Origin of the sequence: Denitratimonas tolerans, assembly GCF_037203605.1 — a bacterium.
GTDB lineage: Bacteria > Pseudomonadota > Gammaproteobacteria > Xanthomonadales > Xanthomonadaceae > Denitratimonas > Denitratimonas tolerans.
In genome coordinates this window covers 40908-65743 of record NZ_JBBDHC010000006.1, presented here as the reverse complement: position 1 = coordinate 65743, position 24836 = coordinate 40908, and the positions used below count along the sequence as shown (strand labels likewise).

Annotated in this window: 24 protein-coding genes and 1 pseudogene; 17 read left to right on the top strand and 8 right to left on the bottom strand. The window is 70.5% G+C overall.

Going from position 1 to position 24836, the window contains the following annotated elements; translation table 11 throughout:
• Positions 1-44: 44 nt before the first annotated feature.
• From WB794_RS05700 to WB794_RS05675, 6 genes and pseudogenes are all read right to left on the bottom strand, one after another.
• Positions 45-1823 carry a carboxypeptidase-like regulatory domain-containing protein gene (locus WB794_RS05700; protein ID WP_337334882.1) on the bottom strand — a complete coding sequence of 593 codons (1779 nt, stop codon included), beginning with the start codon at positions 1821-1823 and terminating at the stop codon, positions 45-47.
• Positions 1820-3940 carry a hypothetical protein gene (locus tag WB794_RS05695; protein WP_337334881.1) on the bottom strand — a complete coding sequence of 707 codons (2121 nt, stop codon included), beginning with the start codon at positions 3938-3940 and terminating at the stop codon, positions 1820-1822. Before WB794_RS05695 ends, WB794_RS05700 begins: the two co-directional genes overlap by 4 nt.
• Positions 3937-5097, bottom strand: a complete 1161-nt coding sequence (locus WB794_RS05690; RefSeq protein ID WP_337334880.1) for a BatA domain-containing protein — start codon at positions 5095-5097, stop codon at positions 3937-3939. Before WB794_RS05690 ends, WB794_RS05695 begins: the two co-directional genes overlap by 4 nt.
• Complete coding sequence (locus WB794_RS05685; RefSeq protein ID WP_337334879.1) at positions 5094-5981, bottom strand: DUF58 domain-containing protein; 888 nt, start codon at positions 5979-5981, stop codon at positions 5094-5096. The genes WB794_RS05690 and WB794_RS05685 overlap by 4 nt, the downstream gene beginning before the upstream one ends.
• A 10-nt stretch (positions 5982-5991) precedes the next feature.
• On the bottom strand, positions 5992-6993 hold the full coding sequence (locus WB794_RS05680; protein WP_337334878.1) for an AAA family ATPase: 1002 nt from the start codon (positions 6991-6993) through the stop codon (positions 5992-5994).
• A 7-nt stretch (positions 6994-7000) separates the two neighbouring features.
• Positions 7001-7621 (bottom strand): annotated as a pseudogene (locus WB794_RS05675) (DUF4159 domain-containing protein); the annotation flags it as partial.
• A gap of 290 nt (positions 7622-7911) precedes the next feature.
• On the opposite strand from WB794_RS05675, the gene atpD reads away from it, so the two are divergent.
• The 9 genes from atpD to WB794_RS05630 are packed head-to-tail and all read left to right on the top strand — an operon-like array spanning position 7912 to position 14550.
• Positions 7912-9309, top strand: coding sequence for a F0F1 ATP synthase subunit beta (gene atpD / locus WB794_RS05670; protein WP_337334876.1), 1398 nt, complete (start codon positions 7912-7914; stop codon positions 9307-9309).
• Positions 9306-9716, top strand: coding sequence for a F0F1 ATP synthase subunit epsilon (locus WB794_RS05665; protein ID WP_337334875.1), 411 nt, complete (start codon positions 9306-9308; stop codon positions 9714-9716). Before atpD ends, WB794_RS05665 begins: the two co-directional genes overlap by 4 nt.
• Complete coding sequence (locus WB794_RS05660; RefSeq protein WP_337334874.1) at positions 9713-10042, top strand: AtpZ/AtpI family protein; 330 nt, start codon at positions 9713-9715, stop codon at positions 10040-10042. Before WB794_RS05665 ends, WB794_RS05660 begins: the two co-directional genes overlap by 4 nt.
• 4 nt (positions 10043-10046) lie before the next feature.
• Positions 10047-10352 carry an N-ATPase subunit AtpR gene (locus WB794_RS05655; RefSeq protein WP_337334873.1) on the top strand — a complete coding sequence of 102 codons (306 nt, stop codon included), beginning with the start codon at positions 10047-10049 and terminating at the stop codon, positions 10350-10352.
• Positions 10353-11048: a F0F1 ATP synthase subunit A gene (locus WB794_RS05650; RefSeq protein ID WP_337334872.1), complete on the top strand. Its 696-nt coding sequence runs from the start codon at positions 10353-10355 to the stop codon at positions 11046-11048.
• A complete protein-coding gene (locus WB794_RS05645) occupies positions 11045-11323 on the top strand; it encodes a F0F1 ATP synthase subunit C (RefSeq protein WP_337334871.1) in 279 nt (92 codons plus the stop codon). Before WB794_RS05650 ends, WB794_RS05645 begins: the two co-directional genes overlap by 4 nt.
• 5 nt (positions 11324-11328) lie before the next feature.
• Entirely contained in the window at positions 11329-12099 is a 771-nt protein-coding gene (locus WB794_RS05640; RefSeq protein ID WP_337334870.1) for a F0F1 ATP synthase subunit B family protein, read from the top strand.
• The gene (locus tag WB794_RS05635) at positions 12089-13666 is read left to right on the top strand and encodes a F0F1 ATP synthase subunit alpha (RefSeq protein WP_337334869.1); all 1578 of its coding nucleotides are present in this window, start codon (positions 12089-12091) and stop codon (positions 13664-13666) included. Before WB794_RS05640 ends, WB794_RS05635 begins: the two co-directional genes overlap by 11 nt.
• A complete protein-coding gene (locus WB794_RS05630; RefSeq protein WP_337334868.1) occupies positions 13663-14550 on the top strand; it encodes a F0F1 ATP synthase subunit gamma in 888 nt (295 codons plus the stop codon). The genes WB794_RS05635 and WB794_RS05630 overlap by 4 nt, the downstream gene beginning before the upstream one ends.
• An 88-nt stretch (positions 14551-14638) precedes the next feature.
• On the opposite strand, the gene WB794_RS05625 is transcribed toward WB794_RS05630, so the two are convergent.
• The gene (locus WB794_RS05625) at positions 14639-15973 is read right to left on the bottom strand and encodes a TldD/PmbA family protein (protein ID WP_337334867.1); all 1335 of its coding nucleotides are present in this window, start codon (positions 15971-15973) and stop codon (positions 14639-14641) included.
• Positions 15974-15994: 21 nt separating this feature from the next.
• A complete protein-coding gene (locus WB794_RS05620; RefSeq protein ID WP_337334866.1) occupies positions 15995-17629 on the bottom strand; it encodes a TldD/PmbA family protein in 1635 nt (544 codons plus the stop codon).
• A gap of 154 nt (positions 17630-17783) precedes the next feature.
• On the opposite strand from WB794_RS05620, the gene WB794_RS05615 reads away from it, so the two are divergent.
• From WB794_RS05615 to actP, 8 genes are all read left to right on the top strand, one after another.
• Positions 17784-18254, top strand: coding sequence for a carboxymuconolactone decarboxylase family protein (locus tag WB794_RS05615; RefSeq protein ID WP_337334865.1), 471 nt, complete (start codon positions 17784-17786; stop codon positions 18252-18254).
• A 2-nt stretch (positions 18255-18256) separates the two neighbouring features.
• Positions 18257-19615: a GGDEF domain-containing protein gene (locus tag WB794_RS05610; protein ID WP_337334864.1), complete on the top strand. Its 1359-nt coding sequence runs from the start codon at positions 18257-18259 to the stop codon at positions 19613-19615.
• Between the two features lie 118 nt (positions 19616-19733).
• Positions 19734-19994, top strand: a complete 261-nt coding sequence (gene rpsP / locus WB794_RS05605; RefSeq protein ID WP_337334863.1) for a 30S ribosomal protein S16 — start codon at positions 19734-19736, stop codon at positions 19992-19994.
• Positions 19995-20016: 22 nt separating this feature from the next.
• Positions 20017-20523, top strand: coding sequence for a ribosome maturation factor RimM (rimM, locus tag WB794_RS05600; protein WP_337334862.1), 507 nt, complete (start codon positions 20017-20019; stop codon positions 20521-20523).
• Positions 20524-20601: 78 nt separating this feature from the next.
• Positions 20602-21357 carry a tRNA (guanosine(37)-N1)-methyltransferase TrmD gene (gene trmD, locus WB794_RS05595; RefSeq protein ID WP_337334861.1) on the top strand — a complete coding sequence of 252 codons (756 nt, stop codon included), beginning with the start codon at positions 20602-20604 and terminating at the stop codon, positions 21355-21357.
• Between the two features lie 141 nt (positions 21358-21498).
• The gene (locus WB794_RS05590; protein WP_337334860.1) at positions 21499-22830 is read left to right on the top strand and encodes a DcaP family trimeric outer membrane transporter; all 1332 of its coding nucleotides are present in this window, start codon (positions 21499-21501) and stop codon (positions 22828-22830) included.
• 13 nt (positions 22831-22843) lie between these two features.
• Positions 22844-23152 carry a DUF485 domain-containing protein gene (locus tag WB794_RS05585; protein ID WP_337334859.1) on the top strand — a complete coding sequence of 103 codons (309 nt, stop codon included), beginning with the start codon at positions 22844-22846 and terminating at the stop codon, positions 23150-23152.
• A complete protein-coding gene (gene actP / locus WB794_RS05580) occupies positions 23149-24816 on the top strand; it encodes a cation/acetate symporter ActP (protein WP_337334858.1) in 1668 nt (555 codons plus the stop codon). The genes WB794_RS05585 and actP overlap by 4 nt, the downstream gene beginning before the upstream one ends.
• Positions 24817-24836: the final 20 nt, after the last annotated feature.

The following is a 24836-nucleotide window of genomic DNA, read 5'->3' as shown; positions in this document are numbered from 1 at the left end:
CAGGCGGGAAAGCCCGGGGCGCAGGCAGGCCGATCTTCGTGGCGTCATCGGCCCGGGCTGGCCGCGGGCCGCGCCTCGCGCCGCTCCATCCACCATGCCAGCATTGCCAGAACGAGCCAGCCGGCCAGCCACGGCCAGGGCGATCCGCGCGGCCCGGGCTGCGGTGCGACGGATTTCGCGTTGCCCTGGGATGAAAGCGCCGCCAGCGCCGTTGTCGCGTCGTGCCGACGCTGCGCCTGCCAGGCCCGCCCCGCCGCGGCGGGCAGCACCGCGAACGGAACCTCGGACTCGCCGTCGCGCAGCCGATGCCAGCCCTCGCGCGCTGGCCAGAACGCGGCGCAGCGCCGCGAGCCTGTCGCCGGGTCGATCGCAAGCCCGATCACCGCGCCCGCAGGATCGATTACCTGCGCACCGTCCGCGAGCCCGCACAGCGCGATGCGCTCGCCGGGCCACAGCGGCTGCGTGATGTCGACCCGGGCGGGAGCCTCTGTGGCACGCGCGAGGGTGGCGAATACACCGGCCCACAGCGTGCCGTGGCGTTCGCGATGGCCCGTCAGTACCAGGCGATAACTGTCGACCAGGCTGATCAGGCCGAGCCGCCCGCGCCCGCGCGCGCGCCAGTGGCCGAGCGCCTCGCCGTGCGAATCGCGCAGCAGGAGCGCGGCGTCTTCGCCGCGGACGGAGATCGCGATGCGGGTCAGCACCGGCAGCGTGCCGGCGTCCTCCTCGTCGCGCGACGGCAGGTGCGCGGCCACGGGGTCGGCACCGCCTTCGAGTTCAAGGCCCCAGTCGCGCAGGCGCGCACTCGCCCGCGCGGCGGGCGGCGCGTCGATCCGGACCAGCACGCCCAGCCCCGCATCCAGCGCCGCACCCAGCGCCGCGAACGTCGCCGCATCCAGCGCAGCGAGGCTGCGTGCGTCCAGCACCACCAGGTCGACGGTGCCCAGCGCCGCCGCATCGAGCGCCGGCAGCGCATCGCCCAGCGTCATCCCGGCTCCGGTGCCGATGCGGGTGCGCAGCGCCGCGCCGCTGTCGCTCGCCCAGCGGCGCAGGTACTTCAGCTCGGCATTGGGCGCGCCGCCCAGCACCAGGACGCGCGGCGGCGCGGGCGCATCCACGCGGATCGGCAGCGGCAGGCGCTCGCGCTCGCTGCCATCCCCGGCGGCGAGCCGCAGGGCGAAACGGGCGAGGCCGGCGGCGCGCGCGGTGCCCGCCAGGACGAAGCGGCCGCTGGCGTCGGTGCGTGCCTGCGCTACGGGTTCGCCGGCCGGATCGAGCAGGCTCACCCGTGCGTTCGGGACGCCGGCCACGCGCCCGTGCAGGGCGAAGCCGTTGCCTGCCGCCACCCGCGACGGGGCGTGGAGTTCGACCAGGCCCTGAGCCGGCGCGTCGCCGCCCGGGACGATGGCAAGCTCGCGCGCGGCCTCGATGTCGCGCGCCGGCAGGCCCTCGCCACGCACGCGCAGCGATGTCACCTGCGGATGGCGGCGCAGCGCGGTGGCCAGATCGGGCACGCGCTCGGCGGCGATGTCCGATGGGGCTTCGGGCAGGGCGATGCGCGGCAGCATGCGATCTTTGGCAAGGTCGGTGGCGCGCGCGGTGAACACCAGCAGCGACGCCTCGGGCAGCGCCGCGCGTGGCGGAAACAGGCCGAAGAACAGCAGCGCCGCCAGCGCCGGCTGGAGCAGGAGCCGCAGCGCGAAGCGGAGGTGCGTGCCCGCGAGTTCGCCGCGCGTGCGCCGCCGCATCAGCCGCAGCCACGACGCGAGCACCGCAAGCGCCAGCGCGATGCCCGTCAGCACGGGTGGCGATGCGCCGATCATTCGGTTTCCCCGGTGCGCAGCGCGTCGAGATAGCGCGCGCCTGCCGCATCGTGCGCGGGGCGGCGCGACACGGCCGCAGGCGGCGCATCCAGCAGCGGCCAGAGCGCCGCGCGCAGGGCGTGCCGGCAGTCGCGGCAGTCCGGCTGGCGCGCCGCGGCGTCGAGCGCCTCCTGCAGCACAAGCGGGTCGGCCGCGCGCCCGGACTGCGCCGCCAGCGCAGCGCGCAGGCGCTGGAGCAGCGTCGGGTCGAGGGGAGCTGTATCCATGTCGCCCAGCGCGCGCCAGAGCGCGGGCAGATCGTCGGGTTCGAGCTGCGCCGGGCGCAGCGGGTCGGGGCGCGATGCCAGACCGTCGCGGGTGCCGCCCAGCCGCCGGGCTTCGTCGATCGGCGGCAGGTCCGTGCCGAGCCGGGGCAGGTAGATGCGGTCGGCCTGCTGCACCTCCTTGATGAGATCGAGCGCGCGGTAGGCGTGCGGCAGCGCGGCCTGCGGCTGCGCCTGGCGCAGGCCCAGCTCGGACTGCCACATCTGCCCCAGCGCCTTGCGCAGCACCTCCCGGGTGCGCGCATCGAGCAGGGTCGCGGCCTCGGGGATGTCGTGGCTGTGGCCGAAGCTGGCGATGAGGTCCATGTCCTGGCCGAAGCTTTCAGGATGCGCCTCGCGGGCATGATCGTGGTCGTCGTGTCCCCCGGCATCGTCGTGGTCATCGCCGTCTTCCGACGGCCCGGTGGCAAGCCCGCCGGGTGCGCCTTCGGATTCCTCGCCCAGGAACTGGCCGTAGCGCAGCCGCAGGATGCGCTGATCGACGCCCAGCGCATCGGCGCGCCGGGCAAAGGCACCCGCCTCCAGCGCCGGCTTCTCGCGCAGCAGCGCCTCGGCGTCGAGGATGATCTGGCGCTGGCTGCGGAAATAGGCCGGCAGCACGCGCTGGACGGCCGCTTCGAGGTCGCCCGATCCGGCGTCGCCCGCGTTCGCCCAGCGCAGGATCAGGCTGGCGCTGCGCGTCTCCTGCGGCACCGGCGCGCGGGTATCGCGCACCGCGAGCTGGACGATGAGGTCGTCGCCGGGCGCGTAGCCCAGGCCGGCGAGATCGAGCGCGTGCGCATAGCGCCGGCGCGCGGGCTCGCCCTCGCCGCGCAGGCGCAGGGTTCGTTCGGAGACGCCGATGTTCTCGCCGCTGCCCTGGGCGTGGGTGATGCGCAGGCTGGCAAATCCGGCCAGCGCATGGTCGTCGCTGGCCTCGAAGGCCACCGACCAGCGCTTCTGGCCGGGTGCAGCCTGGCTCAGGCCGTGCTCGGGTGCGAGCACGCGAATCTGCGGCGGCTGGTCGGCAATCGCGTCGAGGCGTGCGGGCGCATCGCCCGGCGCCACGCCGTCCGCCTCGATGCGGTAGAGCACGGAGCGATCCAGCCCCAGCTCGGCCAGCCACAGATCGCCCTCCTGCGTGAGCGTGACGCGGCGGCCGTCGAGCAGGAGCAGCGCCGCCTCGCGGGGCGGAGAGGAAAACCGCAGCCGCCAGCGCAGCCGCGAATCCTGCGGTGCGCGCAGCGACAGCGTGGCGCTCGTTGTCGGCGGCAGGCCGGTGTAGGGCGGTGGCGTGATTTCGACGGTGGTGTCGATGAGGCGCAGCGGGCCGGTATCGACGACGGCGGTGCGGGCGACTTGCTCGGGCGCGGCCGATGGTGCCGGCCAGAACCCTGCGGCCAGCGCGCAGCCCGCGGCCAGAGCGAACGAGCATGCCAGCGCGCCGGCGGGCCAGGGCGCGCGCAGGTCCGCAGGCCGCGCTTGCAGGCGGTCCAGCAAGCGCTGGCGCTGGAGCCGCTGGAGCGCCGACGGCGCGGCGTCGGGCAGCAACAGGTCGGCGCTGTCGTCCAGATCCGGCCGCGCGGCGTCGAGCGCGCGTACCAGCCAGCGCGCATCGCGCCGTCGCCATCGCGCGATCACGAGAGCGCCCGACAGCAAGGCGAGCGTGGCCAGCGCCAGGCCCGCCGCGCGGCTTCCGCCCAGGCGCGCGGCAAGCAGGGTGATGGCCGCGAGCCACGGCAGGCCGAAGGCGAGCGTGATCGCGGCATCGCGACGGCGTGCCGCCAGCCAGATGCGGCGCGGCAGCGCGTTCAAGCCGCGCTCCTTTGAGGCAGGCGCGCGGCCAGCCAGCGCTCCGCGCCGAACGCCAGCGCGATCAGGAGCGCCAGCCACGGGCGCAGGTCGCGCGGGGATTCCGGCCACGGCGCGGCACCGTCGAGCGGACGCCAGGCGCGGGCGTCGGCGCGCGCCGGTTCCGGTGCCGATCCCTGCAAAAGCGCGCGCAGCCGCTGCGGAAAATCGGCTTCGAGCAGGGCCGGAAACACCTGCGGATCCAGTGCGCGGGTGAAACGCAGCGCGCGGCCGCGTCCGAAAGCCGCGCCTTCGGCCAGGCTCGCCCCGTCCGCGTCGCGCCAGAGCGCAACCGCATCCACGCCGGCGGGAAGCGGCGAATCGGCCGCCAGCAGAGCGGTGCCGCCTTCGGCGATTCGGGTTTGCAGCGCCTCGGGCAGCGCGCCTTCCGCCAGCCAGGCGACGAACCCCGTGCGGTCGGCGGGCAGGGCGGCGTCGGGCGCGTGCGTGGGGATGGGCGCGTCCGAGCCGCCCCATGCGGATGCGGCGGCCTGCAGGTAGCGCGCACCTGCCGCGTGCGCGGCGTCGGCAATCACGTGCAGCGCGGGTGGTCCGGGTTCGGGCGGCGGGCGGACGCCGGGCGGCGAGCCCGGCGCGATGCGCCAGTCCAGCGTGCGCGACAGCCGTGGAATCTGCGCGTCCGCGCCGTCGAAGATCGGCGTGGCCAGCACGATCAGCGGCGCGGCGGCATCGAGCTCGGCATCGAGCTGGCGCAGCAGGCTGGCGACGGGCTGCGGCGCGTTCGGCGCGCCGTCTCCCAGCGCCGGAAAACCTTCCGCCAGCCAGTGCAGGCGGGCCCTGGCCGGCAGCGCCTGCGCGGTCAGGGATGCCGCGGAAACGCCCGGCATCACGGCAACGAAGGGGCGCGCGTCGCCGGCACCCGACAGCGCCGGCTGCGCCAGCCACAGCGCGATCAGCGCGAGCAGAACGAGGCGTGCGGCGAGCAGCGCGCGTTCCTCCAGCCGCAGCCGCCGGCGCGGGCGCGCCTCGGGCGCAAGCCAGCGCAGCGCGGCAAAGTCGATGCGCCGGTGCACGTCGCGGCGCGCCAGGTGGATCAGGACCGGCAGCGCCAGCGCGGTCAGCGCCGCCAGCGCGCCGGGCAGCAGCAGCGCGAGACTCACGCCGGCGCTCCCGGCGCGAGGATGCGGTGCAGCACCCGGTCGGGCGGTTCGTCGAGCGCGCCGCGCGCGCGTGCGATGCCGGCGGCGTCCAGGCGGGCGTCGAGCGCGCGCAGCGCGGCGCTGAACCGCTCCAGATAACCGTCGCGCATGGCGCGGGCATCGCCCTGGATTTCGGCACCGGTTTCCGCGTCGTGGAACAGGAAGCTGCCGTCGAAGGGAAAGTCGCGCTCTTCGGCGGTAAGGAGCTGGATCGTGCGGACCTCGCGACCGGCGGCGGCGAGGCGTTCGGCCAGCGCCACCGCCGCCTCGTCGAACAGATCGCCGATCAGGATCACCAGATCGCCCGCGCGGGTGCGTTCCCACAGCGGTGCCAGCCGGGCCCGGGCTGGGAAATGCCCGCCGCACTCCAGCGCCTGGAGCGCCAGCCACAGGCCGTTGTGCGCACGGGTGCCGGCGCGCGGCGGCAGCATCCGCAAATCGGTCGCGTGCAGACCGACAAGGCCGACGCGGTCGCCCTGACGCAGCGCGATTTCCGCGATGCAGGCGGCGATCAGGCGCGCGCCGTCGAGGCGGCTCCACTCCGGGCGCGCGCGGTCGGACTGCGCCATCGACGCCGAACCGTCGACCAGCAGCCACAGCGTGAGCGGACTTTCGCGTTCGGCTTCGCGCACGAAAAAGCGGTCCGAGCGCGCATAGAGCTTCCAGTCGACCTGGCGCAGCGCATCGCCGGGCTCATAGCCGCGATACTGCACGAACTCCAGCCCTGCACCGCGGGTGTGGCTGGCGTGCTGGCCGATGCCGCCGGCACCCGTCGAGCGCGCCGCCGCCAGCCGCAGGTTCTTCAGCCGGCTCAGGACATCGGGCGGGATCAGCGCATGCGCCACGGCGCGCGGCTCAAGGCGCGGGATACGGCACGGCCCGCAGCAGCGCGGCGATCACCTCGTCCGCCGACTTGCCTTCGGCCTCGGCCGCGAACGACAGCAGCAGGCGGTGGCGCATCACCGGCGCGGCCAGCGCGGCAGCATCCTCGCGCGTGGCGGCGAGGCGTCCGTGCAGCAGGGCGCGGGCCTTGCTGGCCAGCACCAGCGACTGCCCGGCGCGCGGGCCGGCACCCCAGCGCACGTAGCCGCGCACCTCGGGCGGTGCCAGCGGATCGTCGGGGCGGCTGGCGCGCACCAGCCGGGTGATCCAGGTGAGCAGGTCATCGCCGACGTGGATCCCGCGCACCAGCGCCTGCGCCGCGAGCACATCGTCGGCACCCATCACCCGCGGCACCAGCGCGGCCGGGCCGCCCGTGGTCTGGTGCAGGATCTCGCGTTCATCGTCCTCGTCGGGATAGGACACCATCACGTGCAGCAGGAAGCGGTCGAGCTGGGCTTCCGGCAGGGGATAGGTGCCGGCCTGTTCGAGCGGATTCTGGGTCGCCAGCACGAAGAACGGCGCGGGCAGGGCATAGGTGGTGCCGGCATAGCTCACGGTGCGCTCGGCCATGGCCTCCAGCAGCGCGGCCTGGGTCTTGGGCGGGGTGCGGTTGAGCTCGTCGGCCAGCAGCAGGTGGGTGAAGACCGGTCCTTTCTGGAAGCGGAACTGGCGGTGCCCGGTGCCGCGGTCCTCCTCCAGCAGCTCCGCGCCGAGGATGTCGCTGGGCATGAGGTCGGGGGTGAATTGCACGCGGCGGAAGTCCAGCGCCAGCGCCTGCGCCAGTGAGCGCACCAGCAGGGTCTTGCCCAGCCCCGGCACGCCTTCGATCAGGCAGTGGCCGCCAGCCAGGAGCGCGATCAGGAGCTGTTCGACCACGGCCTCCTGGCCGACCACGGCGGTGGCGATGGCGCGACGCAGGGCGTCGAGGCGCTCGATCCGCTGCGACACGGCGGCTTCGTTCTCGGGAATTTGCATGGAGGTTTCAGGCCATCAGTGCGTACATGATGATGTTGACGCCGAACCGGGTATTGTCTTCGGCAAGGAAGCGCTTGTTGCGCCAGTCGTAGTCCCACTCGCAGCCATAGTCCTTGTTGCTGTAGAGCACGCCCAGGCGGCCGTCGACCTCGATGCCCTTGAGGTAGTCGTGCACCAGGTCGTCGCCCCAGCCGTTGAGCTCGAAGCTGGTGGCCGGTGGGCCATCGGGGAAGCGGAAGAAGCTGGAGTAGATCGGGTGATTGTTGGGCAGCTTGCGCAGCGCCCTGGGTCCGAAGATCGAGGCCATCTGCGCCTCGAAGGAGCGCGCGAACAGGCCATCGATGTCGTGGTTGCAGTCATCCACGAAGACGAAGCCGCCGTTTTTCACGTAGTGCTCGAAGTTGCGGCGCTCTTCGGGATTGAACTCGACCAGGGTGTGACCGGCGAGGTAGCAGAACGGCGCGGTCAGCATGCGCGGGTCCGCCAGCGCCACCACGTGCTCGACCGGATCGATCCGCAGGTGGGTGTAATCGATCAGCGATGTGATGAGGTTGGAGGGCATGCGCGCGTCCACGTCCCAGTCGCCCGAGTCGTAGCGCAGGCGGGTGAAGTGGAAGTCATACGGGCCGGTGCCAGCGCCGCCCCGGGGATTGGGGATTGGCGATTGGGGATTGGCACTGGCGCTGACCCACGGGGCCAGCGCCAGTGCCGCGCCTCCGGCCAGCAGCCCGCGCAGGAACTGCGCGCGACTCATGACGGGAGCTTTTGACGGGCGGGCGGAGCGAAGCAAGGGCGGGCGGCCTGGAGGTGTGGTACGGGTGCGGCGCGCGGGCGCTGCGAAGGCCAGACAGTAGCATCACCGCGCGCGTCGTCGCCTCGTCGCGTCGAAGCGCGCATCTTGCAATACCATGGGGCTTCATGACGCGACGCGGAGATGCCACGCTGTCCAGCCAACGCGCCACGGGAACGGTGACCAGGATTCGCGGCGACGTCGTGGACGTGCGCTTCCCCGGTGCCGTGCCGCGCATCCAGGACATGCTGCATGCCGGCGCCCTGCGGCTGGAAGTGGCCAGCCTCCTGAATCAGGACACGGTGCGCTGCATCGCGCTGGCACCGGTGCGCGGCCTGGGTCTGGGGGGCGAAGTGACGGCCAGCGGCGCGCCGATCGAGGTGCCGGTGGGCGAGGCCGTGCTGGGCCGGATGCTGAACCTCTTTGGCGAGCCGATCGACGGCGGGCCGGCGCTGCAAACCGGGCAGCGTCGCCCGATCCACCGCCCGCCGCCGCCGTTGGAGGAGCGCGTGGTGCGCGGCGCGGTGCTGGAAACCGGCATCAAGGCGCTCGACCTGCTTTCCCCGATCGAGCGCGGCGGCAAGACCGGCCTGTTCGGCGGTGCCGGCGTCGGCAAGACGGTGCTGATCAACGAGTTGATCCACAACACCGTCAGCCACCACCACGGGGTGAGCCTGTTCTGCGGCATCGGCGAGCGCTCGCGCGAGGCCGAAGAGCTGTACCGCGAGATGGCCGAAGCCGGCGTGCGCGACCAGACGGTGATGCTGTTCGGCCAGATGAACGAGGCCCCGGGGGTGCGCTTCCTGGTGGGCAAGGCCGCGCTGACCATGGCCGAATATTTTCGCGACGAGCTTCGGCAGGACGTGCTGCTGCTGATGGACAACGTGTTCCGCTTCGTCCAGGCCGGGGCCGAGGTGTCGGGCCTCCTTGGCCGCATGCCCTCGCGCGTGGGCTACCAGCCCACCCTGGCGACCGAGCTGGCCAGCCTGCAGGAGCGCATCACCTCGACCCGCAACGGCGCGATCACCTCGGTACAGGCGGTCTACGTGCCGGCCGACGACTTCACCGACCCGGCCGCCGTGCACATCTTTTCGCATCTTTCCGCCTCGGTGGTGCTCTCGCGCAAGCGCGCCAGCGAGGGCCTGTACCCGGCGGTCGATCCGCTCGCCTCCAGCTCGGTGATGCTGACCCCGGCCGTGGTCGGGCAGCGCCACTACGACATCGCCCGCGCGGTGCGCCGCACCCTGGCCGAATACGAGGAACTGCGCGACATCATCGCGATGCTGGGCATGGAGGAGCTTTCCGCCGCCGATCGCGCGGTGGTGGCGCGGGCGCGCCGTCTCGAACGCTTCCTGACCCAGCCCTTCCATGCCGCCGAGTCCTTCAGCGCGACGCCGGGGCACCGCGTGTCGATCGAGCAGACCCTGGCCGGCTGCGAGGCGATACTGGATCGCAGCCACTTCGATGACAGCGAAATGGACTACTACATGATCGGTGCCCTGCCGTTGGTGAGGAGCGCGGCGTGAGCGTCGCCGGCGACATGCGGCTCAGCCTGCGGGTGCCGACCCGGACGGTGTTCGAAGCGTCGGCGCGCAGCGTGTTCGCGGTGGCCGAGAACGGTGCCTTCGGCCTGCTCCCCCGGCACGCGGACCACGTCGCGCCGCTGGTGCCCTCGGTGCTGGTCGTGACCGGCACGGACGGGCGCGAGTATTTCTTCGGGATCGATCATGGCCTGCTGGTGAAACACGGGGCGCGGGTCGAGGTCGTGGTGCGGCGCGCGGTGCGCGGCGAGGATCTGGCCAGCCTGTCGGACACCATCGACGCGACTTTGCTGGAGATGGACGAGGCCGAGCGCGAGGCGCGCACCGCGATGTCGCGCCTGGAGGTGGGCATCGTGCGGCAGTTTGCCGAACTGCGGAAGCCGGCGGCATGAGCGACATGGACCGCGCCACCGCCGACCGCATCCGCGCGCGTGCCGAACGCATGCGGCGCAGCCGCGCCCGCCGGCCCTGGAGCCCGCTGCGCGGGCTGAGTGCCTTCGGCGCGATCGGCTGGTCGGTGGCGCTGCCGACCGTGCTGGGCGCATTGCTCGGACTGTGGCTGGAGCGGGTCGCGCCGCAGCCGTTTTCCTGGCCGCTGGCGCTGATCCTGGGCGGCCTGGTGGTCGGCGTCCTCGTGGCCTGGGAGTGGGTCGCGCGGGAACAGCAGGGCGCGCGCGAGGACGAGGTGCCCGAGGAACCGGAGACAGGCGATGAATGACGCCATGACAGCCCTTGACGGTGTGGCCCTGCTGGCCGGCTTCGGCGCGGGGCTTGCGGTCAGCGCGCTGTTTTTCGCGGGGCTGGCCTGGGGCATGCACAAGGCGCTGGGCTCGGCCCGGCCCGGCCCGATACTGCTGGCCAGCTTCCTGCTGCGCGCGGTCCTGCTGCTGGGTGTGGGTTTCGCGCTGGCGCGCTGGCTGCAGCCGCTGTCGTGCTGGATCGGCTACATGGCGGCGTTCTTCGCGGCGCGCACGGTGGCGGTGCGCCGCGCCCGCGCGCCGCGGCCTTCCGCCACGGAGGACCGCTGAATGGAGCTGACGCCCGATACCGTGGTGCTGTGGCAATACCGGGGCCTGCGCCTCAACGCCACCATCGTCAACACCTGGATTGTCATGGCGGCGCTGACCCTGGCGTCCTGGCGGATCACGCGCAGGCTGCGTCCGGACGTGCCGCCGGGCCGCTGGCGCACCCTGGCCGAAACCATCGTGGTGATGATCGAGGACCAGATCCGCGCCATCACGCCCTATTCGGTACGCCCGATAATGCACCTGACCGGCAGCGTGTTCCTGTTCATCGCCACCGCCAGCCTGCTGGGCGTGGTGCCGGGCTTCCGTTCGCCCACCGGCTCGCTGTCCACCACGCTCGCGCTGACCCTGGTGGTGCTGTTCGCGGTGCCGGCCTTCGGCATCGCGCACGGCGGCTGGCGCGCCTACCTCGGCAGCTTCATCCAGCCCTCGTTCCTGCTGCTGCCGATGAATCTCCTGGGCGAGGTGTCCAAGGTGATTTCGCTGTCGATCCGCCTCTACGGCAACGTGATGAGCGGCGCGGTGATCGTGGCCATCCTGCTCGGCATCGCGCCCTTCTTCTTTCCCGTGGTCATGGACCTGTTCGGCCTGCTGATCGGCATGGTCCAGGCCTACATCTTCGCCGTGCTGGCCACGGTCTACATTTCCGCGGCGATGAGCCAGCCGCGTACCAAACCCCTGCCGGAGGATTCCCGATGAGTGAACTGAGCCTGGTGGCACTGGTGTCCATCCTGACCGCGGGCCTGACCGTGGCGATCGGTTCGTTCGGTGCCGCCCTGGGCGAAGGTCGCGCCGCCGCCGCCGCGATGGGTGCCATCGCCCAGCAGCCCGATGCCGCCCCGATGCTGTCGCGCACCCTGTTCGTCAGCCTGGCGATGGTGGAATCCTCGGGCATCTACTGCTTCGTGGTGGCGCTGATCCTCATTTTCGCCAACCCGTTCTGGAACGCGGTCAGCGCCAGCGTCGGCGGCTAGCCACCATGTCGATCGACTGGGTCACCGTGGTCGCGCAGGTCGCCAACTTCCTGCTGCTGGTGTGGCTGCTGCGGCGCTTTCTCTATCGCCCGATCCTCGACGGCATCGACCAGCGCGAGGCCGAGATCGCCCGCCGCATGGCCGCCGCCGAGGAGGCCCGCGCCGAGGCGCAGGCCGCCGAGGCGCGCTTCCTGGCGCAGTACGAGCAAAGCGTGGCCGAGCAGGATGACAGGATCGCCCACGCGCTGGCCGCGACCGAGGGCACACGCGCGCAGCTCATGCAGCACGCGCGCGAGCAGCTCGAACAGGAGCGCAGCGAGTGGCAGCGCCATCTGGAGCGCGAGCGCCGGGAGTTCATGGCGGATCTGCAGGAGGCCGGTGCGCTGGTGCTGTCGCAGCTGGCGCGCCGCGCGCTCAAGGACCTTGCCGACGAAACCCTCGAGGCCGGCATCGTGCGCCACATCGGCCGCAGGCTGGAACCGATGGCCGATGAGCTCGTGGCGGCAGCCGGTGCCAGCCGGCAGGCCACCGTGACCAGCCGCGAGGCGCTTGCCACGCCGCTGCAGGACGACCTGCAGGCGGATCTGGCGGCGCTGTTTCCCGGCATCCGGGTGCGGTTCTCGGTCGATGCCGGGCAGTCGCCCGGCGTCGTGCTGCAGATCGGCGGCGCCCGCGTCGAGTGGACGATCGCCAGCTACATGGATGAGTTCGAGCGGCTGTTCGCACAGGATCCGGACGCCCGCGCGGTGCTGTTCCCGGACGATCATGAGCACTGAGGCGCGGCCCGGCGGCGGCGACCCGCGTGTTGCCGGCGAGTCCGCGTTCGCGGCCTGGGAAGCGCGCCTGTGGGCGACACCTGCGCCCGCGCCGATCATGGTCGAAACCGGCATCGTCACCGACGTGGGCGACGGCGTGGCGATCGTCTCGGGTCTGGCGCGCGCGCTGTCCGATGAGCTGGTGGTGTTCGCCAGCGGCGTGCGCGGGCTGGTGCTGGACCTGGAGCCCGACCGCCTCGGCGTGGTGCTGCTCGGGCCGGCGGAGGCGATCCGCCTGGGCGAAGCCGTGTACCGCACCCGCAAGGTGGTCAGCGTGCCGGTGGGCGAGCGCCTGCTCGGCCGGGTGGTCGATGCGCTGGGCCGGCCGCGCGATGGCAGGGAGCCCGTCGTGGCGGTGGCGCAGCATGCGATAGAGGCCGAGGCACCGGGGATTCTGGAACGCCAGCCGGTCGCAAGGCCGCTTGCCACGGGCATCAAGGTGGTCGATGCCATGATCCCGGTGGGCCTGGGCCAGCGTCAGCTCATCATCGGCGACCGCCAGACCGGCAAGACCTCGCTGGCCATCGACACCTTGCTGAACCAGCGACGCTCGGACCTGATCTGCGTCTACTGTGCCATCGGCCAGCGCGGTGATGCGGTGGCGCGCGTGATCCACGCGCTGGACGAGGGCGGCATGCTGGGCCGCTGCATCATCGTCAGCAGCGGCGACGAGGAAGCCCCCGGCCTGTCCCACATCGCGCCCTATGCCGCGATGACCATGGCCGAGTATTTCGCTGCCCAGGGCGGCGACGTGCTGGTCGTATTCGACGACATGACCCACCACGCGCGCGCCTACCGCGAGCTGTCGCTGCTGCTGCGCCGCCCGCCCGGGCGTGAGGCGTTCCCCGGCGACATCTTCCATGTGCATGCGCGCCTGCTCGAGCGCGCCGGGCAGTTCCATGCCGATCGCGGGGGTGGGTCGATCACCGCCCTGCCGGTGGTCGAGACCGAAGCGGAGAATCTTTCCGCCTATATCCCGACCAACCTGATCTCGATTACCGACGGGCAGATCTACCTCTCGCCGCGGCTGGTGCGCAAGAACCAGTTTCCGGCCGCGGATCCGGGCCTGTCGGTGTCGCGCGTGGGCGGCAAGGCGCAGAACCGCGCGCTGCGCGCGGTCGCCGGCAACCTGCGCGTGATGCTGGCGCAGTTCGAGGAGCTGGAAGAGTTCGCGCGCTTCGGTACGCGCCTGGACGACACGGTCCGCGCGCGCCTTGCGCGCGGTGCCAGCGTGCGCGCCGCGCTGCGCCAGGCCGAGCGCGATCCGATGCCGGCGCTGGAGCAGGTCGCGGTGCTGGTCGCCGCGATGGAGGGCCTGTTCGACGGCATCGCCGAAGGGCGCTTCATCGACGCCATGCGGCGGGTGCGCCGCGCCGCGCGCGATGCGCTGGAGGATGTCGCGCAGCGCATTGAAAGCAACCTGGCGCTGGGCAAGGCCGAGCAGGAGCGCATCGTCGACGTCGCGCGCGCAGCCCTCGACGCCGGATCGGAGGGCGCTGCGCGCCAGCGCGCGGCGGGGCGTGGATGACCCAGGGCCTGGAGCAGCTCGTCCAGCAGGAGAAGGTGCTTTCCAGCATCCGCGGCATCGTGGGCACGATGAAGGCGCTCGCCGCGATCAACGTCGGGCCCTACGAACGCGCCGCACAGGCCATCGGGGCCTACCATCGCACCATTCTGCAGGGGTTTTCCGCCTTCGCCTTCCGCATGCGCGGCCGGGCGCAGTTGGACCTGCCGCGGGTGACGCGCCGGGTGATCGTCGCCTTCGGTTCGGACCACGGCTTCTGCGGCAACTACAACGAACAGGTCGCGCGCGCGCTGTTGCCGCACGTCCCGCAGAACAATAGACACAAGGCCCTGCTGATTTGCGTCGGTGCCCGGCTTGCGCGGGCGCTGGAGGATGTCGGGCTGACGGTCGACCAGCGCCTCACCCCGCCGGCCTCGGTGGAGGGCATCGGACGGCTTTCCGGCGAGATCGTCATGCGGGTTGAGCGCTTCAGCGGCGGCCCGCTGGCGGAACTGGGCGTGCGGCTGGCGTGGACGCGACGCATCGAAGGCGGGGCGCGCGAGGCGGCGACCACCGTCCTCCTGCCGCTGGATCCGGCACTGCTCCAACCGCCGATGCGCTGGGCAGCGCCCGCGCTGCCGGATTTCAGCCTGGCACCGGGTGCCATGCTCTCGGCGCTGGTGCGCAACCACATCTTCGCCAGCGTGTTTCGCGCATCGGCCGAGGCGATGGTGACCGAAAACGCGGCGCGCCTGGCGCTGATGCAGCAGGCCGAGCAGTCCGTCGGCGAGCGCCTGGAAGGCGTGCGGCGCGAGCTGGCCGGAGTCCGCCAGGACGAAATCACCCACGAGCTGATGGACATCGTGGTCGGCCATCTGGGTGAGGGCTCGGACGCGCCGCGCCGGTAGGTCGAGGCTACGCCCCCGACGGAAGGCCCCGGCACCCTCCATCGCCAACGTCGGGGGCGTAGGGCCGACCTATGCCCCGACGGAAGGGCTAAACGGCATCCGACAGCGAGGTGAAGGTGAAATCGCGCAGGCGCATCGGCGGCAGCACCATGGCGATCGGGGATTCGTCGCCCTGCACCCGCACCGGCTTGCCCAGCTCGTCGATGTTGTTGAGCATGATCACCGGCGACTCGTTGAAGCGGAAGTTCTTCACCGGGTACTTGATCTCGCCGTCCTCGATGTAGAAGGTGCCGTCGCGGGTGAGTCCGGTGAGAAGGACCGTCTGCGGATCGACCATGCGGATGTACCAGGTGCGCGTCACCAGCAGGCCCTTCTTCGTGCCCTTGACCAGCTCGGCGGTGGACTTGCTGCCGCCGGCCATCAGGAGGTTGCCGGGCATGGCGGTGGCGTCCTTGCCCTGCTTCTGCGCCCAGTAGGGCGAATAGTTGAGGAAGGCGACCCTGCCGTCCTTGATGATCTCGGCGCGCCGGCGCGGCAGGCCCATCATGTCCCAGGGCAGGGTGGGCGTGTCGGCGTCCCAGGGGTCGGTGATGATGTTCACCTGCCTGTCGAAGAGCTGTTCGCCGACGCGGTTGCCGCCGCCTTTCTTCGACAGGAAGCTGCGCCCTTCGTCGGCGCTGCGGGCGTCGAAGAAGAACATCATGAAGCCGACCAGCCCGGCCACGGCGGCAGGTTCCAGCACCACGGTGTACTTGCCCGGCTCCAGCGCGCGCGCCTCGGTCGATTCGACGGCCTTGCGCATGGCGACCTGGATGTCGTCTTCGGGCTTGAAGGCCGAGGCGTCTTTCAGGCTGCGGCCCACCCAGCCCGAGCCGCGCCCGTCCTCGGTGCGCACGGTGCAGGTATAGCTGAACGAAGTGGCCTTCTGGTAGCCGAAGTTGCCCTTGCTGTTGGCGATGGCGGAAAAACTCCGGCCATCTTCCAGAAAACCCGCCGCCACCAGACCCTTTTCCTTGCAGGGGCCTATCGACTTGGCCGCCACCTCGGCGCGGAACTCGGGCGTGATCGCGGCGGTGGATTCGCTGAAGGTGGCGCTGGCCTTGTATTCCTGCGTGTCGATCGCCGGCATGAACTCGGGATTTTCCGGTGCCAGCCTTGCCAGCTCCTCGGCGTGGCGCACCACGCGCTCGAGCGAGGCGTCGTCGAACTGGTTGATGCTGGCCATGCCGGTGCGCTTGCCGAACGCCACCATCACGTTCAGTTCGGCGTTGTCGATGATGCCGCTGGTGGAAACGCTGTTGAGCGCGAAGCGGATGTTGCCCGCGACTTCGCCATTCAGTGTGGCCGAGCACTCGTCGGCCTTCGACAGCTTGATGACCTTGTCGAGGATCGCGCGGCTCTGTTCTTCGGTAAGGATGCTCATGGGGTATTCCTCCGGTCCGGGTCAGCCGAGCGAGCGCGCGGTGTTGATGACGTTGATGCCGTTGAAGCGCGCGGTGCTGGAACCGTGCGATACCGCCGAGGACTGGCTCGGCTGGCCCTTGCCGTCGAAGAACGAGCCGCCCAGGCGGTAGTCGCTTTCGTCGGCCACGGCGACGCAGGCATTCCAGAACTCCGGGGTGCGGATCTGGTAGGCCACATCCTCGACCTGGGCGGCGATCTTGCCGTCCTTGATCTCGAAGAAGACCTGCCCGCCGAACTGGGCGTTGTAGCGCTGCTGGTCGATGGAAAAAGAGCCGGAGCCGACGATGTAGATGCCGTTTTCCACGTCCTTGACGATGTCGGCCGGAGCGAGTTTTTCCTTGCCGGGCGCGAGCGAGACGTTGGCCATGCGCTGAAACTGCACGCTCGACCAGGAATCGGCGTAGCAGCAGCCGTCCGACTCGGTCTTGCCGAGGATGTGGGCCTGATCGCGGATGGTCTGGTAGTCGACCAGCTTGCCCTCGCGGATCAGGTCCCAGCGCTTGCACTTCACGCCCTCGTCATCGTAGCCCACCGCGCCCAGGCTGCCGGGCTGGGTCTTGTCGGCAAAGAGGTTGACCTTGTCGCTGCCGTACTGGAAGTGCTCCCTGCGCTTGTCGAGCGTGGCGAAGCTGGTGCCGGCGAAGTTGGCCTCGTAGCCGAGCACGCGGTCCAGTTCGAGCGGGTGGCCGACCGACTCGTGGATGGTGAGCCAGGTGTGCGAGGGATCGAGCACCAGATCGTACTTGCCCGGCTTGATGGACGGCGCCTTGAGCTTTTCCTGGGCCTGCTTGGCGGCGGCAACCGCATCCTCGCGCATGTCGTAGGAGTTGCCGTACACGGTGACGCCGTTGGGTAGCACGGTCTTGTCGGCGGCGCTTCCGTCCAGGTACTCCCAGCCCAGCCCCATCGGTGCGGAGAGACCGGCGCGGGTGCGGAACTTGCCGCTGGCCTTGTCGATCGCGGTCACGTTCATCGGTGCCCAGATGCGGTGCACGTCCTGGTCGATCCAGGAGCCGTCGGTGGAGGCGAAGTACTTCTGCTCGTTGACCGCGAAGAGCGTCGAGTTGATGAAGCTGGCACCGGCCTCCATGGCCGCCGCGTTCACCCCCAGCAGCAGCTCGACCTTGTCCTTGATCGGCACTTCCATCGCGTTCTTGCGGATCGGCGTTTTCCAGCTCACCTCGCCGAAGGCCGGTACCTTGGCCAGCTGCACCGGCACGGACTGGTATTTCGAGTTCGCGCGCGCGATGGCGGCGGCCTGCTTCGCCGCAGCCACCACGCCCGTCTGGCTCAGGTCGCTGGTGGCGGCAAAGCCCCAGGCACCGTTGACGATCACGCGGATGCCGACGCCGGTCGACTCGCGGTTCATCACGTTCTGCACCTTGTCTTCGCGCGTCATCACCGCCTGGCTGAGGTAGCGGCCGATGCGCACGTCGCAATAGGTGGCGCCGGCATCCTTCGCGGCGGTGAGGGCATCGTCGGCCAGGCGCTTCTTGAGCGCGGGATCGAGCACGCTCGTCAGTTCCTCGGCGGCGATGGCGCGGCCGAAGAACGAGGGCACCAGCAGTCCGCTGGTGGCAAGCCCGGTCAGGGCGATGAAGTCGCGACGTTGCAAGGGGCTTCTCCTTGGAGGCGGACGGAAAGTTGGCGGCTCGCGCTGTGCGGCGTGCCGCCCGATGCTCACGGGCGCTGGGCGGCGGCGCAAGTGACTTTCGACATGGAAGGGCAGAGAATTGAATGATTGATTGGCACGGGTGGAGGAGAGAAACGTGACGCAGCGCCTGAATTACCAGACGGCATCCCCGGACGCCTTCCGCGCCATGCTGCAGATGGAGAAACAGGTCCACCACAGCGGGTTGGAAGCCTCCCTGCTGGAGCTGGTCAAGACCCTCGCCTCCCAGCTCAACGGCTGCGCCTGGTGTCTGGACATGCACACCAAGGATGCGCGTGCCGCAGGCGAGAGCGAGCAGCGCCTGTACCTTCTTGCCGCCTGGCGCGATGCGCCGATCTACACCCCGCGCGAACGCGCCGCGCTGGCCTGGACCGAAGCCGTCACCCAGCTCGCGTCTGCCCGCGACGTGCCCGATGCGGTCTACGGGGAGGCGCGCCGGCACTTCGACGAAAAGGCCCTGGTGGACCTGACCCTGGCCATCATCGCGATCAACGGCTGGAACCGGCTCAACGTGGCCTTCCGGACCCCGGTGGGCGACTACGCCAGCCCACCGCGAAACGCCGGCTGAGCATGCGCATCGCCGGCGCAGACGAGGGCATTTGTTTCAATCCGCGCGTGGTGCGGGGTTTTGTCGCGTTTTCCCGCGTGGTTGGCGCGCTGCTGGTGGCCTGCGCCCTGGCCATCTTCCTGGCGACCGCAGTGCTGGGGACGGACGCGCGCGAAGCCTTGCCATGGACGGATGCCACGCCCCGGCTCAACAGCGCGCTGGCCTTTCTCCTGGCCGGCTGCGCCCTGCTGCTGTGCCGCGTTGCGCCGAAGCTGAGCGTCGGTCTGTCGCTCGCGGTCGCGGCGCTGGCTGGCATCGAAGTCGTGGGCCACGTGCTGCAGGCCACGGAATACGCGCCCGATGCGCGCTGGCTTGGAATGGATGCGTCGCGCCGCATGAACGAACTGGCGGCGCTGGCGTTCATGCTGCTGGGGCTGGTCGGCGCTGCGGCGATCATGGGCCGCGCGATCTGGCTGCGCGAGGCCCTGGTCGTGATCGTGATCGGCATCGCGCTGGCCTCCTGGGCGTCGTGGGGGCTGGTGCTGGCCGGGGAAGAGGCCAACCTCTTGCGCCGGCTGCCGGTGGTGACGGCCCTGCTGCTGCTGTTGCTCTGCCTGGGCTGGATGTCGGCCGTTCCCACCACCGGCCTGACCCGGATTGCGGTGGCCGACAGCCTGGGCGGCGCGTTCGCTCGGCGGCTGATCCTGCCGGCCCTGCTGCTGCCGGTCCTCATCACGTTTTCCCTGGCCATGGGGCAGTCGCGCCTGGGGCTGTCGCAATCCCTGCTGTACGCGCTCACGGCGGCGCTGACCGGCGGCGTCATCACCAGCATGATCGTGTGGGTGGCCTTCCTGCTCGATCGCAGCGAGCGCCTGCGCCGGACCGGCGCGGCGGCGCGTACCGAGGCCGATACCGACGGGCTCACCCGCCTCGCCAACCGGCGCGCGCTGGATGGCGCGCTCGGCCGGATCTGGCGTGATGGCGAGGATGCGCAGCTCGCCGTGCTGATGCTCGATCTCGACAATTTCAAGAGCTTCAACGACAGCTTCGGCCATCAGGCCGGGGATGAGGTGCTGCGCGAAACCGCCGGCCTGCTGCGCGCCGCGGTGCGTCCGGGCGACCTGGTGGCGCGCTATGGCGGCGAGGAGTTCGTGATCCTGCTCCCGGGCGCCGATGCCGCCGCCGCGCGGCGCGTGGGCCAGCGCGTGCTGGAGGCATTTCGCGCCAATGCCTGGCCGCGGCGACCGGTGACCATCAGCATCGGCGCGGCCGTCAGGCAGCCAGGCGACACCCCGGACAGCCTGCTGCAGCGCGCCGACGCGGCGCTGTACCGCAGCAAGCAGGACGGCCGGGACCGTTTCACCGCGGACGGGCCGGCATGACCGGTGCGGCTCCGGCGGATGAGGACCGGCCCGGGGCTGGTCTGGCGATGCGTCCGAAACGTGGTACACTGCGCGGCTCATCGGGCCATCCCGGCCCGCTGGCAACGCCGAGAACACCATGGTCAAGATCCGCCTCACCCGCGGTGGCGCCAAGAAGCGCCCCTTCTACCACATCGTCGTCACCGACCAGCGCAACAAGCGCGATGGCCGCGCGATCGAGCGCGTCGGCTTCTACAACCCGGTGGCGCAGGGCAACGAGCAGCGCGTTCAGATCGATACCGACCGCATCCAGCACTGGGTCGGCGTCGGTGCGCAGATGACCGAGAAGGTCGACCAGCTCTATCGCGACGCCGTCAAGGCCGCGGCCCAGGCCGCCTGATCCAGCACCGGTCGCTGCCGGCATGAGCGGCGAACGCCTTATCCGGGTTGGCAGGATCGTGGGGGTTCACGGCGTCTCGGGCTGGATCAAGCTCGAATCCGATACAGATCCCCGCCGCAACATCTTCCGTTACGCCCCGTGGACCCTCGTCCAGCGGGGCGTTTCCTCGTACGTGGATGCGGTCGAAGGGCGCGAGCAGGGCAAGGGGCTGGTGGCCCACTGGCCGGCACTGGAAACCCGTGACCATGCCCAGGCCCTCATCGGTGCCGAGATCTTCGTGCCGCGCGCCGTGCTGCCGCCGCCCGCGGCGGGCGAATACTACTGGGTCGATCTGGAAGGCCTGCGCGTGGTCGGCGTGGACGGCTTCGATTTTGGCCGCGTCTCGCACCTGTTCTCGACCGGCGGCAACGACGTGATGTCCGTCATCGGCGAACGCGAGCGTCTGGTCCCGTTCCTGCGCGGCGACGTGATCAAGGACGTGGACCTTGCGGCCGGCCTGATCCGGATCGACTGGGATCCGGAGTTCTAGGCATCTGCGCGGCTCCCGGCGCTGGCGCATCGGTCGCGCTGCACCGATCATGCCCCCGAGCCCCTGCCGGTAACGCCCGTGCGCATCGACGTCCTCACCCTGTTTCCCGAGTTCATCCACGCTGCCGCCGCGGTCGGCGTGGTCGGGCGCGCGCAGCAGCGCGGGCTGATCGAGGTGGCCGCCTGGAATCCGCGCGACTTCACCCACGACAACTACCGCCGCGTCGACGAGCGCACCTTCGGCGGCGGCCCGGGCATGGTGATGTCCACCCGGCCGCTGACCGACTGCCTGGCCGCGATCCGCACTGCCGTGCCCGAGCCTGCGCGCGTCATCTACCTCACCCCGCAGGGCGCGCGCCTGACCCAGCGCCGCGTGCGCGAACTGGCGCTGCTGCCGCGTCTGGCGCTGGTCTGCGGGCGTTACGAGGGCATCGACGAACGCCTGATCGCGCGTGAGATCGACGAGGAAATCTCCATCGGCGACTACGTGCTTTCCGGCGGCGAACTCGGCGCGGCGGTGATCATCGACGCGGTGGGCCGGCTCCAGCCCGGCGCGCTCAACGACGCCGACAGCGCCGCGCACGATTCCTTCGAGGACGGCCTGCTCGACTGCCCGCACTACACCCGCCCCGAAGTCGATGCGCAGGGTGATGCCGTGCCGGCGGTCCTGCTTTCCGGCGACCACGCCGCGATCGCGCGCTGGCGCCGCCGCGAGGCGCTGGGCCGCACCTGGCTGCGCCGCCCGGACCTGCTCGCGCGCATGACGCTCTCGCGCGCCGACCGCGCCCTGCTCGACGACTTCCGCCGGACCTGGCTTGCGCGCAGCGACTCGTAGGTCGGGGCTACGTCCCCGACGCAACGGCTGCGCGCCGGAGCAATAGACCTTGGTCGAAGCCACGACCAAAGGCGAATGGCGGCTTTCCCGAATTGCGTCGCAGACTCGGCTCCACGGTATCTCTGGAGGGAGGAACTGCGAATGAAAGGCGCAACGAAGATCGCAAGGGCGGTCCTGTTCACGGCGCTGCTGGCGGTGGGGCTGGCCGGGCCTGCGCTGGCGCAAGGCGAGCGTGAGCTGGCGCTGGAGGCGCGAGTCGCCGAACTCGAGCGCCTGGTGCAGGCGCTGATGAGCCAGCAGCAATCGCAAGGCGCGCAGATCGAGGAGGTGAAGGCGGTCCAGGTGCAGCCGCCGGCACCGCCGGTCGGCAAGCCCGTGATCCAGTCGACCTCGCTGACGCCTGCCGCCGCGCCGGGCACCACGATCCGGCTGGGCGGCTACGTCAAGGCCGACTTCATGGTCACGCGCACCGGCGACGGGCAGCTGGCCGATGGCGCGGTGGGGCGCGCGCTGTACCTGCCGAGCCAGATCCCGGTGGGCGGAACCTCGTCGGGCACCGAGTACGACGCCCACGCCAAGTTCTCGCGGGTCAACCTCGGCATCGACAGCGTGACCGAAGCCGGCAACAAATTCGGTGCCTTCTTCGAGGTGGACTTCTTCGGCAACGCGCTGGGCAACCAGAGCGCTACCAACACCTACGGCACCACCCTGCGCCATGCCTACATGACCTGGAACGGCTGGCTCGCCGGGCAAACCTGGTCGAACCTGATGGATCTGACTGCGATGCCGGAAACGGTGGACTTCATCGGCCCGACCGACGCCATCGTGTTCGTGCGCCAGGCGCAGCTGCGCTACACCGCCGGCGGCTTCAGCGCGGCGCTGGAGAATCCCGAGACGGTGCTGGCCGGCGCGGCGTCCTCCGACCGCGGCGCGATGCCCGATCTCACCCTGCGCTACGGCTGGAAGGGCGACTGGGGCACGTTCGGGATCGGTGCCATCGCGCGCCAGCTGCGCGTGGACCGCGGTGGCGCCAGCGACAGCGAGCTGGGAGCGGGCATCACCCTGGGCGGCAAGTGGGTGCTGGGCGCCAGCGACGACCTGCGCTACCAGCTCACCGTGGGCGATGGCATCAGCCGCTACATCGGCCTTGCGATCACCGGCGATGCGGCGCTGGACGCGGACGGTCATCTCGACCTGATCGGCGCGCGCGCCGGCTACGTCGGCTGGCGCCACGCCTTCAGCCCGAAGCTGCGCAGCAACCTCGTCTACGCGCGCAGCGATTACGACAACGACACCGCGCTGACCGGTGCCGGCGCCACAAAAACAGTGCAGAGCCTGCGCGCCAACCTGTTCTATTCGCCGCTGCCCAAGGTGGATGTCGGTGCCGAGCTGATGTTCGGCAAGCGCGAGGTGGAGGGCGGTGCGGACGGCGACCTGACGCGCCTGCAGTTCACCACCAAATACAGCTTCTGAGAGGAGAGGGACCATGACTCAAGACATCGTGCAGCGGGTGCTGGCGCATCCACGCTATCGCGAACTGGTCGCGCGCCGCGCCAGGACGCGGCTCGCATTCTTCATCCTGATGGCGGTGGTGTATTTCGGTTTCATCATCACCCTGGCGTTCTGGTCCGGCGCGCTCGGCCGGCCGATGTGGGAGGGCGCGACGATGACGCTCGGGCTGGTCGTGGCGGTGCTGATCGAGTTCAGCGCGGTGCTGATGATCGGTGCCTACGTCTACATCTCGGGCAGGAAGCACGATCCGATCCTTGCCGCCATCCTGAGGGACGTGCAATGAAGACCCGTCATTACCTTGCCGCCGCGCTGCTGGCGCTGCTGCCGCTGCCGGCGCTGGCACAGGCACCCGGTGCCGCGAACACTTCGGCCATCGTCATGTTCGTCGTGTTCATCCTGGCGACCTTCGGGATCACCGGATGGGCGGCCAAGCGCACCCGCACCGCCTCGGATTTCTATACCGCCGGCGGCGGCATCAGCGGCTTCCAGAACGGACTGGCGATCGCCGGCGACTACCTCTCGGCGGCCTCGTTCCTGGGCATCGCCGGCATGGTTTACGTGCAGGGCTACTACGGCATCATCTACGCGATCGGCTTCCTGTTCGGCTGGCCGGTGGTGATGTTCCTGATCGCCGAGCGGCTGCGGAACCTGGGGCGCTACAACTTCGCCGACGTCACCGCTTATCGCCTCGACCAGGTGAAGATGCGGGTGCTGGCGGCCAGCGCTTCGCTGCTGGTGATCGCGCTCTACCTCATCGCGCAGGTGGTGGGCGCGGGCAAGCTGATCGTGCTGCTGTTCGGCATCGACTACAAGATCGCGGTCGTGCTGGTGGGCGCGATGATGATGATCTACGTGGGCTTCGGCGGCATGACCGCGACGACGTGGGTGCAGATCATCAAGGCGGTGCTGATGATGATCGGTGCCACGATCATGGTGCTGCTGGTGCTCTACATGTTCAGGTTCAATCCCGACGCGATCCTGGCCGAGGCGGTGAAGGTGCATCCTGCCGGCGAGACGATCCTGGCCTCGACCCAGGCGATCAGCGCCAACCCGATCAACGCGCTCTCGCTGGCGCTGGGCCTGGCGCTGGGAACCGCCGGATTGCCGCACATCCTGATGCGCTTCTTCACCGTTCCCAACGCCAACGAGGCGCGCAAGTCGGTGGTCTGGGCCAGCGTTTTCATCGGCTACTTCTACCTGCTGGTCTTTGTCATCGGCTTCGGCGCGGTGGCGCTGCTGGTGCGTCATCCGGAGTTCTTCAACGTCGGCGCAGACGGCAGCTTCAACATCATCAAGGACCTGATCGGCGGTCAGAACATGGTGGCCGTGCACCTCGCCAATGCGGTCGGTGGCAGCCTGCTGCTGGGCTTCATGGCGGCGGTGGCGTTCGCCACCATCGTGGCGGTGGTCGCGGGGCTGGCGCTGGCCGGCGCGCACGCCATCGCGCACGACCTCTATGCCAACGTGATCGCGCGTGGTCGCGATTCGGAAAAGCAGCAGCTGGTGATTTCGCGCGTGGCCACGGTGGGGCTGGGCATCCTCGCGATCCTGCTGGGCATCGTGTTCGAGCACCAGAACGTCGCTTTCATGGTGGGCCTGGCGTTTGCCGTGGCCGCCAGCGCCAACTTTCCGGTGCTGCTGCTGTCGGTGAGCTGGCGCGGCTGCACTACCCGCGGTGCCGTGATCGGCGGTGCCACCGGCCTCCTGGCGGCGACCGCCTGGGTGGTGCTGAGCAGCACGGTGTGGGTGGATGTGTTCCACTTCGCGGCGCCGATCACGCCGTTCCCGAATCCGGCGATCATCTCGGTGCCGCTGGCCTTCATCGCGATCTGGTTCTTCTCGGTCACCGACCGAAGCGCGGCGGCGCAGCGCGAGAAGGATGCCTTCGACGCGCTGGAGGTGCGCAGCCAGACCGGCATCGGCATTTCCGCCGCCTCCGACCATTGATTCGCGCACGCATCCTGCCA